At 67.7% G+C, this 14610-nt stretch carries 13 protein-coding genes and 1 tRNA gene; 7 read left to right on the top strand and 7 right to left on the bottom strand.

What is annotated here, in order from left to right:
• Window positions 1-4: 4 nt before the first annotated feature.
• Genes ASE63_RS07365 through ASE63_RS07350 form a run of 4 tightly spaced genes read right to left on the bottom strand, consistent with a single transcriptional unit; the run spans window position 5 to window position 3161 of the window.
• Entirely contained in the window at window positions 5-826 is an 822-nt protein-coding gene (locus ASE63_RS07365; RefSeq protein WP_056798782.1) for a molybdate ABC transporter substrate-binding protein, read from the bottom strand.
• 4 nt (window positions 827-830) lie between these two features.
• Window positions 831-1709: an extracellular solute-binding protein gene (locus ASE63_RS07360; RefSeq protein ID WP_082609729.1), complete on the bottom strand. Its 879-nt coding sequence runs from the start codon at window positions 1707-1709 to the stop codon at window positions 831-833.
• A 37-nt stretch (window positions 1710-1746) separates the two neighbouring features.
• On the bottom strand, window positions 1747-2469 hold the full coding sequence (locus ASE63_RS07355) for an ATP-binding cassette domain-containing protein (protein ID WP_056798779.1): 723 nt from the start codon (window positions 2467-2469) through the stop codon (window positions 1747-1749).
• 5 nt (window positions 2470-2474) lie between these two features.
• Window positions 2475-3161 (bottom strand): ABC transporter permease, encoded by a 687-nt coding sequence (locus ASE63_RS07350; protein WP_056798962.1) that lies wholly within the window; start codon window positions 3159-3161, stop codon window positions 2475-2477.
• Between the two features lie 121 nt (window positions 3162-3282).
• On the opposite strand from ASE63_RS07350, the gene ASE63_RS07345 reads away from it, so the two are divergent.
• Window positions 3283-4173: a helix-turn-helix transcriptional regulator gene (locus ASE63_RS07345; protein WP_056798776.1), complete on the top strand. Its 891-nt coding sequence runs from the start codon at window positions 3283-3285 to the stop codon at window positions 4171-4173.
• Window positions 4174-4204: 31 nt separating this feature from the next.
• Here ASE63_RS07345 and ASE63_RS07340 read toward each other — a convergent pair whose 3' ends face one another.
• Together ASE63_RS07340 and ASE63_RS07335 are read right to left on the bottom strand one after the other, a co-directional pair.
• Window positions 4205-5014, bottom strand: a complete 810-nt coding sequence (locus ASE63_RS07340; RefSeq protein WP_056798773.1) for a hypothetical protein — start codon at window positions 5012-5014, stop codon at window positions 4205-4207.
• Window positions 5015-5018: 4 nt separating this feature from the next.
• Window positions 5019-6155, bottom strand: coding sequence for a DSD1 family PLP-dependent enzyme (locus ASE63_RS07335; RefSeq protein WP_056798770.1), 1137 nt, complete (start codon window positions 6153-6155; stop codon window positions 5019-5021).
• Between the two features lie 155 nt (window positions 6156-6310).
• Between ASE63_RS07335 and ASE63_RS07330 the strand changes: the two genes are divergently transcribed.
• From ASE63_RS07330 to ASE63_RS07320, 3 genes are all read left to right on the top strand, one after another.
• Window positions 6311-8131 (top strand): ABC transporter ATP-binding protein, encoded by a 1821-nt coding sequence (locus ASE63_RS07330; RefSeq protein WP_056798767.1) that lies wholly within the window; start codon window positions 6311-6313, stop codon window positions 8129-8131.
• Between the two features lie 268 nt (window positions 8132-8399).
• Window positions 8400-8476, top strand: a tRNA-Arg gene (locus ASE63_RS07325).
• A 1069-nt stretch (window positions 8477-9545) separates the two neighbouring features.
• The gene (locus ASE63_RS07320) at window positions 9546-10430 is read left to right on the top strand and encodes an MBL fold metallo-hydrolase (protein WP_244491319.1); all 885 of its coding nucleotides are present in this window, start codon (window positions 9546-9548) and stop codon (window positions 10428-10430) included.
• A gap of 169 nt (window positions 10431-10599) precedes the next feature.
• On the opposite strand, the gene ASE63_RS07315 is transcribed toward ASE63_RS07320, so the two are convergent.
• Window positions 10600-11331: an FCD domain-containing protein gene (locus ASE63_RS07315; RefSeq protein ID WP_056798764.1), complete on the bottom strand. Its 732-nt coding sequence runs from the start codon at window positions 11329-11331 to the stop codon at window positions 10600-10602.
• Between the two features lie 123 nt (window positions 11332-11454).
• Between ASE63_RS07315 and ASE63_RS07310 the strand changes: the two genes are divergently transcribed.
• The 3 genes from ASE63_RS07310 to ASE63_RS07300 all read left to right on the top strand — a co-directional run bounded on the left by ASE63_RS07310 (window position 11455) and on the right by ASE63_RS07300 (window position 14539).
• A complete protein-coding gene (locus tag ASE63_RS07310) occupies window positions 11455-12813 on the top strand; it encodes a hypothetical protein (RefSeq protein ID WP_056798761.1) in 1359 nt (452 codons plus the stop codon).
• A gap of 98 nt (window positions 12814-12911) precedes the next feature.
• The gene (locus tag ASE63_RS07305; protein WP_056798759.1) at window positions 12912-13904 is read left to right on the top strand and encodes a tripartite tricarboxylate transporter substrate-binding protein; all 993 of its coding nucleotides are present in this window, start codon (window positions 12912-12914) and stop codon (window positions 13902-13904) included.
• A 134-nt stretch (window positions 13905-14038) separates the two neighbouring features.
• Window positions 14039-14539: a tripartite tricarboxylate transporter TctB family protein gene (locus ASE63_RS07300; protein ID WP_056798756.1), complete on the top strand. Its 501-nt coding sequence runs from the start codon at window positions 14039-14041 to the stop codon at window positions 14537-14539.
• Window positions 14540-14610: the final 71 nt, after the last annotated feature.

The raw sequence follows: 14610 nt of genomic DNA, 5'->3' as shown, positions 1-14610 counted from the left end.
CCGTTCAGCCGCCCTCGCGGGGCAGCGTCGGTGCGGCGAAGCCGTGCCTCGCCAGGATTTCCTGCGCCTCGCGCGCGAGGATGAACATGGCGAAGCGCCAGGCGTTTGGCGAGGCCCCGCTCGTCACGGTCAGCCCGTAATCCGCGCCCACGGCCAGTTCCGGCGGGAGGCGTACGAGCCGGATCGCAGGCTGCTCCCTGGCGATGGACGCTGCATTGGTGCAGTAGGCGAGGAAGATGTCGGCCTCGCCCGAGGCGAGCTTATGGCCATAGGTGTTGATGCCCTCGGGCGCGGGCATGCTCGCCGGGCCGCCGGTGAGCTGCAGAGCCTTGGCTTCGAGCGCGGCACGGGTGCCGGGCTTCACGGCCTCGGCGCGGGCGAACACCTTGAACGCATAATCGCCCGAGGGGTCGGCGCGCGGCGTCGAGGTGCCGAGCTTCACCGCCGGATCGAGCATGCGCTCCAGAAGAGTCTGCGGGGTGGCGTCGATCTCCGGCCGCAGGAAGGCACAGAGTTCGTTGCGGGCGAAGAGCACGACCGGGCCCGCGCGCCCGGCCTGCGCCAGTGCGAGGGGATTGCCGAGATCGGCGGAGGCGAAGACTTCCGCCCGTTCGCCCTTCTCGATCCGCTCCCGCAACAGGCCGGATGCACCGAATGCGGGCTTCACGGCAATGCCGTTTGCGCTGGTGAAGGCCTGCGCAACCTCGGTCAGGGCGGCGCGCAGGCTGCCGGCCGCATGCAGGAGCACGGGCTCCTGCGCGCGGCCGGCCGGGGCGGTCGCGATCGCCGCCATCAGCAGAAGCCCGGCGACGATGGCGCGACGCATCGGATCACGCGCCGGCCTGGGTCGCGTTCGGGAAGAAGAGCTGCTGACCGTCGATCTTGTAGTCGGCGATGGCCTTCTGTCCCTCGGGGCTGACGAGCCAGTTCACGAAGGCCTGGCCGTCATTGATCTTCACATGCGGGTGTTTGGCCGGGTTCACGGCGATGACGCCGTATTGGTTGAACAGCCGCTTGTCGCCCTCGACCGAGATGACGAGATCGCCGCGGTTCTTGAAGGAGAGCCAGGTGCCGCGATCGGCCAGCACATAGGCGCCCATGCTGCCGGCGGTGTTGAGTGCCGCGCCCATGCCCTGGCCGATCTCGCGATACCAGGCGCCCTTCTTTTCGGCGAGGTCGATGCCGGCCGCCTTCCACAGTGCCAGCTCCGCCGAATGCGTGCCGGACTTGTCGCCGCGCGAGACGAAGGGCGCTCCCTTTTCCTGGATCGCCTTGAGAGCGGTGGTGATGTCCTTGGCGCCGGCGATGCCGGCCGGGTCGGCCTTAGGGCCGATCAGGATGAAGTCGTTGTACATCACTGGCTTGCGCTCGAGCCCGAAGCCATCGGCGACGAACTTCTCCTCCTGCGCCTTGGCATGGACGAAGACGACGTCGGCGTCGCCGCGGCGGCCCGTGTCGAGCGCCTGGCCGGTGCCCTGCGAGACGACGCGGACCTCGATGCCGGTTTTCGCCTTGAACAGCGGCAGGATATGGCCGAACAGGCCGGAATCCTGGGTCGAGGTCGTCGAGGACACCGTGATGAAGCGGCTGCCGGCATCGGCGGGCGCGGTCTTTGCCGGCGGCGTGGCGGTCGTCGTCTGGGCGAGCGCCGCGCCGGACAGCGCGACGGAGAGGCCGGTCAAGAGCAGCAGGCGTCTGGTCAGGGTCATCGATCGTCTCCTCGGGCGTTTCTTGAAGGTAAGCCGGTCACCAGAGCAGTTCGCCGGCGATAAAGGCGCGGGCCTCGGGTGAGGCCGGCACGGGGAAGAAGTCGGCCGCCGCCGCGTCCTCGACCAGCCGGCCGTGATGCAGAAAGAGCACGCGCGAGGCGAGGCGCTTCGCCTGGCCGAGATCATGGGTCGACATCACCACGGTGATGCCCTCGGCGACGAGGCCGGCGAGCAGTTCCTCGATCTGCCGCGTCGCCGCGGGGTCGAGCTGCGAGGTGGGCTCGTCGAGGAAGAGCAGTTCGGGCCGCAGCGCCCAGGCGCGGGCGATGGCGAGGCGCTGTTGCTCGCCGCCCGAGAGCAGGCGCGCCGCCTGCGCCGCCTTCTCGGAGAGGCCGAAGCGCGACAGCGCCCCGCGGCTGCGTTCGCGGCGTTCGGATGCGGGGAGGCCGGCCGCGGCGAGCGCATGGGCGATGTTGGCCTCGACCGAGCGGCGCAACATGATCGGCTTCTGGAAAACCATGGCGTGGCGCCTGGCGCGGCCTTCCGTCATTGCGGCCCAACTGATCCGGCCCCGGCTCGGGGTCAGCAGCCCATGGCAGAGCCGCAGCGTCAGCGATTTGCCGGCACCGTTCGGCCCGAGCAGCACGGTCAGGCCGCCGGCGGGGATGGTGAAGCTCAGGCCGTCGACGAGCGTCCGCCCATCGCCGTGATAGGAGACGTCACCGGCGGCGAGCGGCAGGATCGAGGTGATGTCACGCATGGCGCTCACCCCGCATAGCGCGCGCCGATGCGGCTGGCGCCGAAGGCGACCGCATTGATGGCGAGTGTCAGGGCGATCAGGACCAGGCCCAGCCCGAGCGCGAGCGGCAGGTCGCCCTTCGAGGTCTCCAAGGTGATCGCCGTCGTCATGGTGCGGGTGTAGCCGGCGATGTTGCCGCCGACGATCAGCACGGCGCCGACCTCGGCGCTGGCCCGGCCAAAGCCCGCCAGCAGCGCCGTCGCGAGAGCGAAGCGGCCGTCGAAAAGCAGCGTCGGGATGGCTCGCAGGCCTTCAAGGCCGACCGAGCGGAGATGGTCCCGATACTCGCCCCAGAGGTCCTCGACCGTCTGGCGGGTCAGCGCGATCACGATCGGCAGGACGAGGAGGACCTGCGCCGCGATCATCGCGCTGGGCGTAAACAGCAGGCCGAGAGGCCCGAGTGGGCCGGAACGCGACAGCATCAGGAAGACGAAGAGCCCTGCGACGACGGGCGGCAGGCCCATCAGCGCGTTGAGGCAGATGATGACCGCAGAGCGTCCGGGGAAACGCGCCAGCGCGAGCGCCGCGCCCAGTGGGAGGCCGACGAGCGCGGCGATCAGCACCGCCGTGAGCGTGACCCGCAGCGACAAGCCGACGATCGCCAGGAAGCCGGGGTCGAGCCCGACGACCAGCGCGAATGCCGCCTTGAAGATCGCCCCGAATTCCAAGGCCTGCCCGCTCCCGCTTCGTTCTTGTCATGCAAAGCCTTGTATTTTTTAGACTTCAATGCGACCAAATGCCAATTCAGGAAAGAACGCAGGCGAAGACATATTCATGCAGGATCCGGTTTACTTCACGACGGAAGAAGCGGCCGGCTATCTCAGGCTCAAGGACCGCAAGCTCTATGAGCTCGTGGCGCAGGGGGCGGTGCCCTGCACAAAGGTCACCGGCAAATGGCTGTTTCCGCGCGCCGCGCTCGACCGCTGGCTGGAAGCGGGGCTGGCTCGGCCCGAGGGGCTGGAGCCTGCGAACCCGCCGCCCATCGTCGGGGGCAGCCAGGATTCGCTGCTGGAGGTGGCGGTGCGCGATTCCGGCTGTGGCCTGGCGCTGCTGGCGGAGGGATCCCAGGCTGGGCTCGACCGCCTGATCCGTGGCGAGGTCGCCATCGCGGCGATCCATCTCCATGCGACCCCCGACATCGACGAGGCCAATCCGGCCGCGATCCGGGCCGAGTCCAGCCTGTTCGATGCGGTGGTGATCGGCTTTGCCCGGCGCGAGCAGGGGCTGCTGGTTGCGCCGGACAATCCGCTGCGGCTCGCCGGCCTGGCCTCTGCGGTCGCAGCGCGGGCCCGCTTCGCGCGGCGGCAGAAGGGGGCGGGCGCGCAACTCCTGCTCGACAGCCTGATCGCACGTGAGGCTGTTCCGGCGCAGGCGATGGTGCTGGCAGAGGGCGTCTGCGCCACCGGGCAGGACCTCGCCCTGGCGATCCGCACCGGCCGGGCCGATTGCGGCATCGCCTCGCGGGCGATCGCCTCCGCCTTTGGCCTCGATTTCCTGCCGCTGGTCTGGGAGCATGTCGATCTGGTGATGCGGCGCCGGACCTATTTCGAGCCGTCGACGCAGAAGCTGCTGTCCTGGATGCGCGGGGATGCGATGGCCGCCCGCGCGCGGGAACTGGGCGGCTACGATCTCGCGCGGAGTGGTGAGGTCAGGCTGAACCGATAGTGCGGGCCGATTCTGCTGGAGCCTGCGCGCTCTAGCGATCTGCTTCCGGCAGCTGGCGGCAAGCGGTGCCGAAATCTCGCCATGCCCGGACGCTGTGAACCGTCTCGCGATCGGCTTCGACTTCGCCGAACGGCACGACTTGCCAGTCCCAGCCCTCGTCATGCGGCGGGAGGGCGGCCCCGCGCATCAGGTCGAACCGGTCATGGACCGTGCCGGCCCTGTCGCGCTCCACCGTCTCGACATCGGTAAGCAGGACGACGCGGCAGCCGAAGCGCGCGAGGTCGTCGCGATGCCAGGCGATGCAGCGGGCCGGCAAGTCCGGTGGCAGCACCGAGGACGGCCCGGCGTTGTCCTCGAGCCAATCCTCGACCGGCCAGCCGAGTTGCGACATCAGGTTGGCCGAGATCACCAGGTCGAGCGTCTCGTCGGCGACGAGATCGGCCACCGGATCGACGCGGCCGTCGCGCTCCCCGCCGAGCCAGTCCATGATGCCGCTCAGGTCACGCGTGACGAGGGTGACATCCGGGCGAAAGGTCGCCGCCAGCCGGATTTGCGGCAGGTGGACGGCATCGACCAGCAGCACGCGTTCGAAGCGTTCGCGCAGCAAGGCGAGCGGGATGTCGCGGAGCAGGCCGGAGCCAAGCACGGCGACGCCGCGCCGGTGGGGAAGCTCCGCGACGACTTCGGCGATCAGCGCCCGGCAACGCCCGTGATGCCCTGCCCAGGCCTTGCGCTGGCGCCGTCCGCGCGCCCAGAGCGCGACGCTTTCGGAGACCAGGCCGAGCCGCCGCGCCATGCGGCTGGCCGGCGTCGCCAGCCAGAGCGCGATTTCGGCCAGCAAGGCTTCAGGTCAGGGCGCCGCGCCCCGCGACCGGCCAGAGCGCCTCGACATGGGCCTCGGGCGTGTGCAGGCCGCGGACGCAGACATACCAGTCGTGCAGGTTGACGGTCGGGTCGCAATGACCCGGCACCAGCAGCAGCCGGTCGCCACGATGCGGCAGGGCGATCGGCTCTCCTGTCAGCATGCCGTGCTCGTCGGATGGCTTGCTGTAGACTACGCCGTCGCGTCGAAAAGGGGTCGGCAGGCCTGAATCGATGCTGGCGGCCTTGTGCCCTGCATCCACGACCGCGCGATCCGGTACCGGCTTGCTCATCACGCCGCTCAGAATGAAGAGGGCGTGCTCGAAGGTGCGGAAGGGCGTGCCGTCGGCCTGGCGGTTGCGGGCATAGTCGGCGTCCATGAAAATGTAGGATCCGGCCTGAATCTCGTTCCAGATGCCGGACTGGCTCTCGATCTCGAAGGTGCCGGTGCCGGCGCCGCTGACGACACCGCAAGTCAGCCCGACCTGGGCCAGCCGCTCGACCGTGTTGCGCGCGCCGAGCCCGGCGCGCTCGATCGCCTCGCGGCGTTCGTCGATCGAGCGCATGTGCTGGGCCGTGCCGTGATAGGCCTGCAGGCCGCCGAAGCGCAGTGTGTTGCTACGCGCGATCGCCTCGGCCAGGCGCACCGCGGTCTCACCGGGGGCGACGCCGCAGCGCCGGCCGCCGACATCGATTTCGACAAGCACGTCGAGCACGACATCCTGGCGGGCGGCCGCCTCGGCCGCCTCGCGCACGCCGTCGAGATGGTCGACGCAAAGCCCGATCCGAGCCTGCCGGGCGAGCCGCGCCAGCCGGTCGAGCTTGGTCGCCCCCGCGATCTGGTTGCTGACGAGCACGTCCGTGACCCCGCCCTCGACCAGGATCTCGGCTTCCGAGACCTTCTGGCAGCACTGGCCGACCGCGCCATGGGCGATCTGGCGCAGCGCGATCTCCGGGCTCTTATGCGTCTTGGCGTGGGGACGCAGCCGGACACCGTGGCCTTGCGTGTAAGCGGCCATGGTCACCAGGTTGCGCTCGAAGGCGTCGAGATCGAGGACGAGGGCCGGGGTGTCGACCTCGTCGAAACTCTGGCCGACCTGGGCCGGCGGATGGATGGGCATGGGCTCTCGCGCTTTCCTGAATCAGTCGTGGCCATGGGACGACAGCTTCTTGTCTGGAGCAAGACTTCTCCTCACAAAGATCCGGGCGCCCGGCCTGCGCGCGCGCCACATCCCGGCCATTGGCGCTTCGCCCCCTCCGTGATAGGTCGCGCGCCATGAAGATTGGCCGCGTTACCGACGACACCCTCGCGCTTTTCCGCCGCGTCTGGCGCGAGCAGGTCAAAGCCTATCTGCCGCAGATGGCGATGATCCTGGGTCTCGTGGTCGTGATCGCGGCGACGACGAGCTTCTATCCGCTGCTGATCAAGGCGGCCTTCGACGCCTTCGCCGATCCGCTGACGGCCGAGGCGACCGGCTTCGTGCGGCGGATGGAGCGCCTCGTCTCGAAATCGGTCGGCATCGATATCGGTGTCGTCAACGCGGTCGCGGTCGTGGTGGTGATCGTCACCGCGATCAAGGGCTTCTCGCTGCTCGCGCAGACGGTGATGACCAACAGCGTCGTCAGCCGGATCGAGGCCGACATGCAGACGGCGCTCTATTCACATCTGATCCGGGCCGATCTCGCGCAGCTGCATCGCGAGAATCCGGCCTCGCTGACGCAGCGCTTCACCACCGACTTCACCTTCGTCAAGGAGGCGCTGACGCGGCTGATCAACATCGCCGTACGCGACGTGCTGACGGCGATCGCCCTCGTCGGGGCAATGTTCTGGATCGATTGGCAGATGACGCTGGTGGTACTGCTGATCGCGCCCGTCGTGGCGCAGCCGATCGGCAGTATCGGCCGGAAACTGCGCCGCATGGCGACCTCGCAGCAGGAGCAGACCGGCCTGATGGCCAGCCTCGTCACAGAGAGCCTGCAGGGCGCCCGCGCGGCCAAGACCGATACGCTCGAGCCCTATCTGGAGGGCCGGGCCGCCGCTGCCTTCGAGCGCATCCGCGCCTTGAAGATGAAGGCGGCGAATGCGCGCGGCCGGCTCGACCCTTTGCTCGAGGTCGGCGGTGGCCTGGCGGTTGCCGGCGTGCTGGCGGCGATCGGCGTGCGCATCACCTCGGGCGGCTCGACGGTCGGCGATTTTACCGGCTATGTCTCCGCGCTGCTGCTCGCGGCCCAGCCGCTGCGCTCCCTCGGCAACCTCAACGCCATCGTCCAGGAGGCCGGCGCCTCGTTGAAGCGCTACTATGCGCTGATGGACGAGCGGCCGATGATCGTCGAGCGGCCCGACGCCAGGCCGCTGCAGATCGGCGCCGGCGAGGTCGCCTTCAAGCAGCTGCGTTTCCGCTATCGCGACGATGCGCGGGCGCTCGAGGGCATCGACCTCGTCGCTCAAGGCGGCAAGACCACAGCGCTGGTCGGCCGCTCCGGCTCGGGCAAGTCGACGCTGCTGGCGCTGGTGCCGCGCCTCTACGATCCCTCCGAAGGCCGCGTCGAGATCGACGGTCAGAATCTGCGCGAACTGACGCTCGCCTCCTTGCGCGCGCAGGTTGGCGTCGTCAGCCAGGATGTCGTGCTGTTCGACGATACGGTCCGCGCCAACATCGCCTTCGGGCGGCCGGGCGCGAGCGAGGCGGAGATCGTCGCTGCCGCAAAGGATGCCGCAGCGCACGACTTCATCATGGGGATGCCGGAAGGCTATGATTCCTCCGTCGGCGAGCGCGGGCAGAAGCTCTCGGGCGGCGAGCGCCAGCGAATCGCGATCGCTCGAGCGATTCTCAAGGATGCCCCGATCCTGCTGCTCGACGAGGCGACGAGCGCGCTCGACGCCGAATCCGAGCGCCTCGTCCAGCAGGCTCTGGGCAGGTTGATGAAGGACCGCACCACCCTCGTCATCGCGCATCGCCTGTCGACGGTCCGCGAGGCCGACCTGATCGTCGTGCTGGAAGAAGGCAAGATCGTCGAGACCGGCAACCATGAAACATTGCTGGCGCGGAAGGGCGCCTATGCGCGGCTGCACCGGCTGCAATTCGTCGAGAACTGACGGCCCCGCAGCCGATGGATGACCCGGCCGCGTGGCGGCGACTCCGTGGCTGGGGTCGGCTCGATCAAGCGCTTTGTCTGTTTCGCATCGGCGTGATTTCAGGATGCTCCTCCCGCTCGCCGGTGAGCCGTGCTGCGGCTGCGGCCGAGGGGCGGGGGCGGGCTGGGGAAACTTTCGCCAGCTAGACGACTTTGAGGGTTGCCAAGGCGCGAGAGAGCGGCTATCTCCCCCGACATCGGGCCGGACGGCAGTCGCCGTTTCCCGATACGCGCCCGTAGCTCAGCTGGATAGAGCATCAGACTACGAATCTGAGGGTCAGAGGTTCGAATCCTTTCGGGCGCGCCATTTTTCTCTTAACATTCAACTATTTGTTGAGCTCCTACCAGAATGGTGGCGGGCTGATTTCTCATCAGCCGCCGTTCGGGCCAAGCTTGTTGACAAGCTGATCCCCGCTCCCGCCTGTCACCTAGCTGTGGATCGCATGGTTCTCATTCGAGAGAGAGCCATTGGGTTCAGGGCGCCAACCAAGCTGCGTCACCATTCCTCGCAGCTTCGATAAGCGTCATCCCAACGAGCGTGCCGCCGGACAACACCAACGAAGCGCGCCCGCGTGTCGACCGTTCCGCAAGACCACCGAACGGCGCGATGCGCCGTTTCAAGCGTGGTCCCAGCGGAAATCGGCCGCCTTCGTCCTTCTTGGATGCACCCTCCCAGTCCCGCAAGGGGACGCGAAATTTGGCGCAATTCGGGGAGAAGGACAGCTCAGCGAGAATCCAGCGCCGTCAAGGTTCATGCCTTCAGAATCGAAGCTCTGACACCTAGCACGATAAAACAGCCCCTACAGGGCGCCCTCCGGTCCACCCTTTTTCGTGCTCGCCCGTTTGGTACCCAATCGCATCGGTGTCGGGTCGTTGGCCGACGCGACCGAAGACCCCATTTTGAATGAGTCATGTGCGCGCCTGTAGGGGCGCGGCTCTCAAAGGTCGCAGGGACCCCGAATCGCGACAGTTGCAATCAGCCGCAAACATCGCCCCGCACCGTTCGCCGACTATCGCGGGTGCCAGCGGGCTTCTGCGCGTCGCGCTGTCAGCCTCGCGCGCTAGCTACGGACATTGAGATGTCGCCTGAAAGCCGCTCTGATGACGTATAGGCTATCGGGGCTATCGAACAGCCAACATCATCATGCGGTAAATATCACGAGAGGCAGGTATCGATGCGGTGTACAAGACGATCTGCCGGGCGGCTGGCTCTGGGTATGCTCGGTGGCATCGTGGGAGCCGGGCAGGCACGACCTGCCGAGACGGACCGCCCCTCCGGCAGGACCTTCTACTATTCCGGTCCGGTCAGCGATCATTTCGATGGTGAGCGCTTTTTCAATCCCCAACGGAGAGCCGAGCCGCGGGGCCTCGCGGACGTGTTGCGATGGCGCCTCACCGGCGACCGGCAGAGCTGGCCCTATCCCTATCCAAGCCCTTTCGCAGGCGCGCGCCCGCCGAGACCTGCGCAGGGCGGGCTTCGCGCGATCATGGTCGGCCACGCGACCTTCCTCCTCCAGATCGGCGGCCTCTCGATCCTCACCGATCCGGTCTGGTCGGAGCGCGCGAGCCCGTTTTCGACCGTGGGCCCGCGCCGCCATAATCCACCGGGCATCGCCTTCGCGGATCTTCCCCGGATCGACGCCGTCCTGATCTCGCATAATCACTACGACCATCTCGACCTGCCGACGATCGAGCGCCTTTGGCGCCGGGACCGGCCGCTGATCGTGGCCCCGCTCGGCAACGATGCGATCATCAGGGCGCGGGATCCGGCGATCGCGGTCACGACGCTGGACTGGGGCGAGCGGACCGTGCTGGGGCCCGGCGTGACCGCCAGGGCGGTGCCGGCCCAGCATTGGTCCGCGCGAACCCTGAATGATCGCAACCATGCGCTCTGGGCAGGGTTCGTGCTCACGGCCCCTGGCCGGACGGTCTATTTCGCAGGTGATACCGGGCTCGGCGACGGACGAATCTTCCGGGCGGTCGCTGCGCGACATCGGCACATAGACCTCGCGCTCCTGCCGATCGGCGCATATGAGCCGCGCTGGTTCATGGCGGACCAACACATGAACCCGGACGACGCAGTTCAGGCCTTCCGGCTGCTCGGTGCAAGACAGGCCCTCGGATTTCACTGGGGGACGTTTCAACTGACCGACGAGGGGGTCGAGCAGCCGGCCCTCGATCTCAGCCGTGCGCTTGCAAGGCGAGCCGTCCCGAACGATCGGTTCCTGGTGGCAAGGCCGGGCCAAAGCTGGGTTGGTTGAAGCGAGCCGGTGCCGACGGCCAGTCAAGCTCATTCCGCTTTTTTCGATCGCGGCCGGGCCGAGACGGCCGCTGGTCGAGTGCCTGCGGACCGTTTTGTAAAGGCGCGCGATGCAGTCGCAGAGGTCAGCCTTCGTGGCGCCGCGCGTCCGATGCGCCTTGGCGCTGATGCTACGATGACCGCAGAAACACGTCGTTGACCTGAGACAGATGCGCGCTCATCTCGCGGCCCGCGACATCGGAATCGCCGGCGGCGATCGCGTGGAAGATTCGCTCGTGGAACTCGTATGAGATCCGGCACTGTTCCTCGGCACCGAAGGACGCAGTCGCGGTGCGCTGGGCGTAGAGCCAGGTGCTCATCGCCTTGATGAAAGCCGGGAAGACCGGGTTGTCGGTCACGGTGCTGATCGCCTGGTGAAACTCGAAATCGGTCTCGACGAAGCGCGGCTGGTCGCTGATCGCGGCACGGTTGCGCTCCAGGATCTCGTGCAGCCGCTCGACGAAGCTGGCGCTGACGAGCTCGGCGGCGCGTCGCGCCATGCCCACCTCCATCACCTGCCTGAACTCGTGGAACTGGCCGGCGCCCAGCGGGTCGGCGACGAGGAATTGGGCGATCTCGTTGCTCGACGTCAGCAGATGCTCGGCGGTCGGGTGCTGGACGCGGCCGCGCTGCCCCGAGCGGACATCGATGAAGCCGAGTCGCGTCAAGGTGCCGAGCGCTTCGCGAACGGTCGAGCGGCCGACGCCGAATACCTCCATCAACTCGTGCTCGGATGGGAACAGGTCCCCGTCGCGATACACGCCGCCACGAATGTCGCGCAGTAATTGTTGGGCGAGCGATTCCGGCAGCTTCTGGCGAACCAGCCTGCGATTTGAGCTGCGATCTTGCGCGTTGCTGTCCATGTCTCACCCCCGGCAGGATCACCGCCGCTGCGCAAATTATAGATCCTGAGGCCTTGCGATAGCGAGTTTTGTGTGCATTGTCATCCTGTCTGACAGCTATAAGATTTCGAGGGAGAGTAAGGCATGACTACCGGCAGGGCCGATCGGGCAGGCTCGTGCGCACTTGTCGGCGCCGGCGAATTCGGCGCGACATTCGCCGCCCAGGTCAGGCGCATTCCAAGCCTGCGCCTCGACGTGATCTGCGACCGGGATGTCGAGCGGGCCTTGCGGGTCGCGCGGGCAAACCGCGATGCCGGAGACGTCGTGTCCTGCGACAGCCGCGCCGCTGCGCTCGCCGCGATCGAGGCCGGCAAGCTGGTGGTCGTGGCTGACCCTGAGCTATTGCGCGACCTGCCGCTCAAGATGGTGGTCGAGGCGACGGGCGATCCGCGCTTCGCCGCCATGCTGATGACCCTCGCCCAGGACAGCGGCTACAACACCACGCTGGCGACCAAGGAGGCCGAGAGCGTCGTCGGACCGATCCTGGCCCGTCGGGCGAAGGCGCGTGGTCTCGTCCATACGCCGGTCGAGGGCGACCAGCCGAGCCTGCTGATCGGCCTCGTCAACCGGGCGCGCGCACTCGGCCTGCCGGTGGTGACGGCCGGCAAGGCGGGCGAGTCCGATTATGTCTACGATCCCGCCCAGCGCAGCCTCACCGCCTGGGGGCGGACGGTCGAGCTTCATGACGAAGCCGCGTTTCGTTTGCTTGACGGGGACGTCTCGCGCCTCGCGGCCCGCGTCCATCCGCAACTCGAGACCTCGACACCGCCGGATCTGTGCGAGATGGGGGTCGTCGCCAACCATACCGGCCTGATGCCGGACACGCCGGGGCTGCACTTCCCCGTCGCCCACACCACCGAGCTGCCGTCGATCTTCCGGCCGCGCTCCGAGGGCGGCCTGCTGGAGAAGAGCGGCATCGTCGACGGCTTCATCTGCATGCGCCGGCCGGACGAGCTCAGCTTCGCCGGCGGCGTCTTCGTCGTGGTCGAGGCTCCGGACCAGGCGACCGGCCGGTTGCTGGCCAGCAAGGGCATTCCCGGCAGCCCGGACGGGCGCTACCTGCTGCTGCACAACCCGGTGCATCTGCTCGGCGTCGAGGCGCCGATCTCGGTCATGGCGGCGCTCGGTGAAGGGCGCTCGACCGGAGGGCCGGACGTGGCCCCGCACACGGACCTCGTCGCCGTCGCCAAGCGCGACTTCGCCGTCGGCGAGCGCTTCGAGCTCGGCGCCCGGCACACCCTGCCCGACATCGAGGCGCGGCTGCAGCCGGCCGCGGCCCTCGGCATGGACAGCCCCGTTCCGTACTACCTCTCGGTCGGCGCGGAGGTCGTCCGTGCGGTCAAGGCTGGCGCGATGGTTACGGGGGGCGACCTCGCCATCGACCAGCAGAATCCGCTGCTGACGCTGCGACGCGAGCAGGACGCAGCTTTCTTCGGCGCCTGACGCCGCACGACCGCAAGGTCGATCGCGGATCCGGCCGCAAAAGGCCGGATCCGCAGTACCAAAAACGAAATCAAGAAACGCATTCAAGGAGGAAATCGATGAACAAGCTCGCAGCATCCTGCATTCTGCTCGCCGTAGCGCTCGCGCCGGCGACCGCGCAGGCCGAGTGGCAGCCGACCAAGCCGCTCGAATTCGTCGTCGGCGCTTCGCCGGGCGGCGGCACGGACCAGTTCGCACGCGTCGTACAGGCGGCGATCCAGAAGCACGATCTCACCAAGGTCGGCATCAAGGTCGTCAACAAGCCGGCCGGTGCCGGCGCCGAATCCTTCACCTATGGCAAGATGTCGGGCGTCGATCCGCACAAGCTGTTCTTCGCGACCCATAACCAGTGGCTCGTGCCGCTGGTCGCCAAGGTCGGCTACGAATCGAAGGACCTGACCCCGCTGGTCTCGATGGCGGCGGACGAGTTCATCCTGTGGACGCATACCGACGCCCCTTACAAATCCGCCAAGGACGTGATCGCGACGGCCAAGGAAAAGGGCAAGGCCTTCCGTTGGGGCGGCAGCCAGGCAAAGGACACCGATCACATCCTTGCTCGGCAGATCGAGAACGCGACGGGTGTCGGAGTCACCTACATCCCGTTCAAGAGCGGCGGCGAGGTCGCGGTCCAGCTCGCCGGCGGGCATGTCGAGGTCAACACCAACAACCCGAACGAGAATATCGGCCAGTGGCAGGCCGGCAAGGTGCGTCCGCTCTGCGTCTTCGCCAAGCAGCGCTTCACCTATACCGACAAGGTCGCCGGCGACGTGTCCTGGGCGGACATCCCGACCTGTGCCGCGTCCGGAATCCCGATCGAGGAGTTCAACATGCCGCGCACCGTCTTCACGACGGGCGGCGTCTCGGCCGAGCAGATCGCCTATTACGAGCAGCTCTTCGCCAAGGTGCGCGAGACGCCCGAATGGAAGGAGTGGATGGCGCGCGGCGTGCAGTCGGACTTCTTCATGACCGGCGACAAGCTGCGCAGCTACATCGCCGAGGACGAGAAGCGCTTCCGCGTCCAGTTCGCCAAGGACGGCTGGCTGGTCAATTGATGCGCCGCTGCGGCCGGCGGGCAACCGCCGTGCCGGCCGAAGCCCGAACCCTTCGGAGCATGCGCCCGCATGCTCCGGTCGCCCGTCGACAAGCGCGCCCGACGCCTGCCCACGCGCCAAGCGGATGAGATTTCATGTCCGATGATGAACGGCCGATCGTCTCGCGCCTGACCATGGAACTGGCGATGGCCGGCGTCCTGCTCGGCATCGCCCTCGTCCTGCTCACGGGCGCGACCGGGCACGGCATCGGCTGGAGCGATTCCGGCCCCGAGCCGGGCCAGGTGCCTTTCCTCGTGGCCTGCGTGCTGGCGCTGGCCAGCCTCGGCATCGCCGGCGAGGCACTCTGGAAGCGCGGCCGCACCGTCGCGACCTTCCTCAACCGCACGGAAGCGCACCGCGTCGTGACGCTGTTCCTGCCCCTGCTCGGCTATATCGCAGCTGTCTACTGGCTCGGCCTCTATGTGCCGACCTTCGTCTATATCGGCGCGGTGATGCTGCTCCAGGGGCGCTATTCGGCGGTTCACAGCGTCGGCGTCGCCAGCATTACCGTCGTCGCCATGTATTTCATCTTCGAGAAATGGTTCCAGATCGACCTGCTCAAGGGCCCGGTCGAGAGCTGGCTGGGCCTCCACTAAGGCATCGGCCCGAAAGGTGGCATGCGGCTTTCGGGAAAGCCGCTGCGAGGACAAAAACCTGGATCATCGGG

It is taken from the genome of Allobosea sp. Root381 (assembly GCF_001429395.1).
GTDB lineage: Bacteria > Pseudomonadota > Alphaproteobacteria > Rhizobiales > Beijerinckiaceae > Allobosea.
This window is presented reverse-complemented; position numbering and strand designations above follow the sequence as displayed.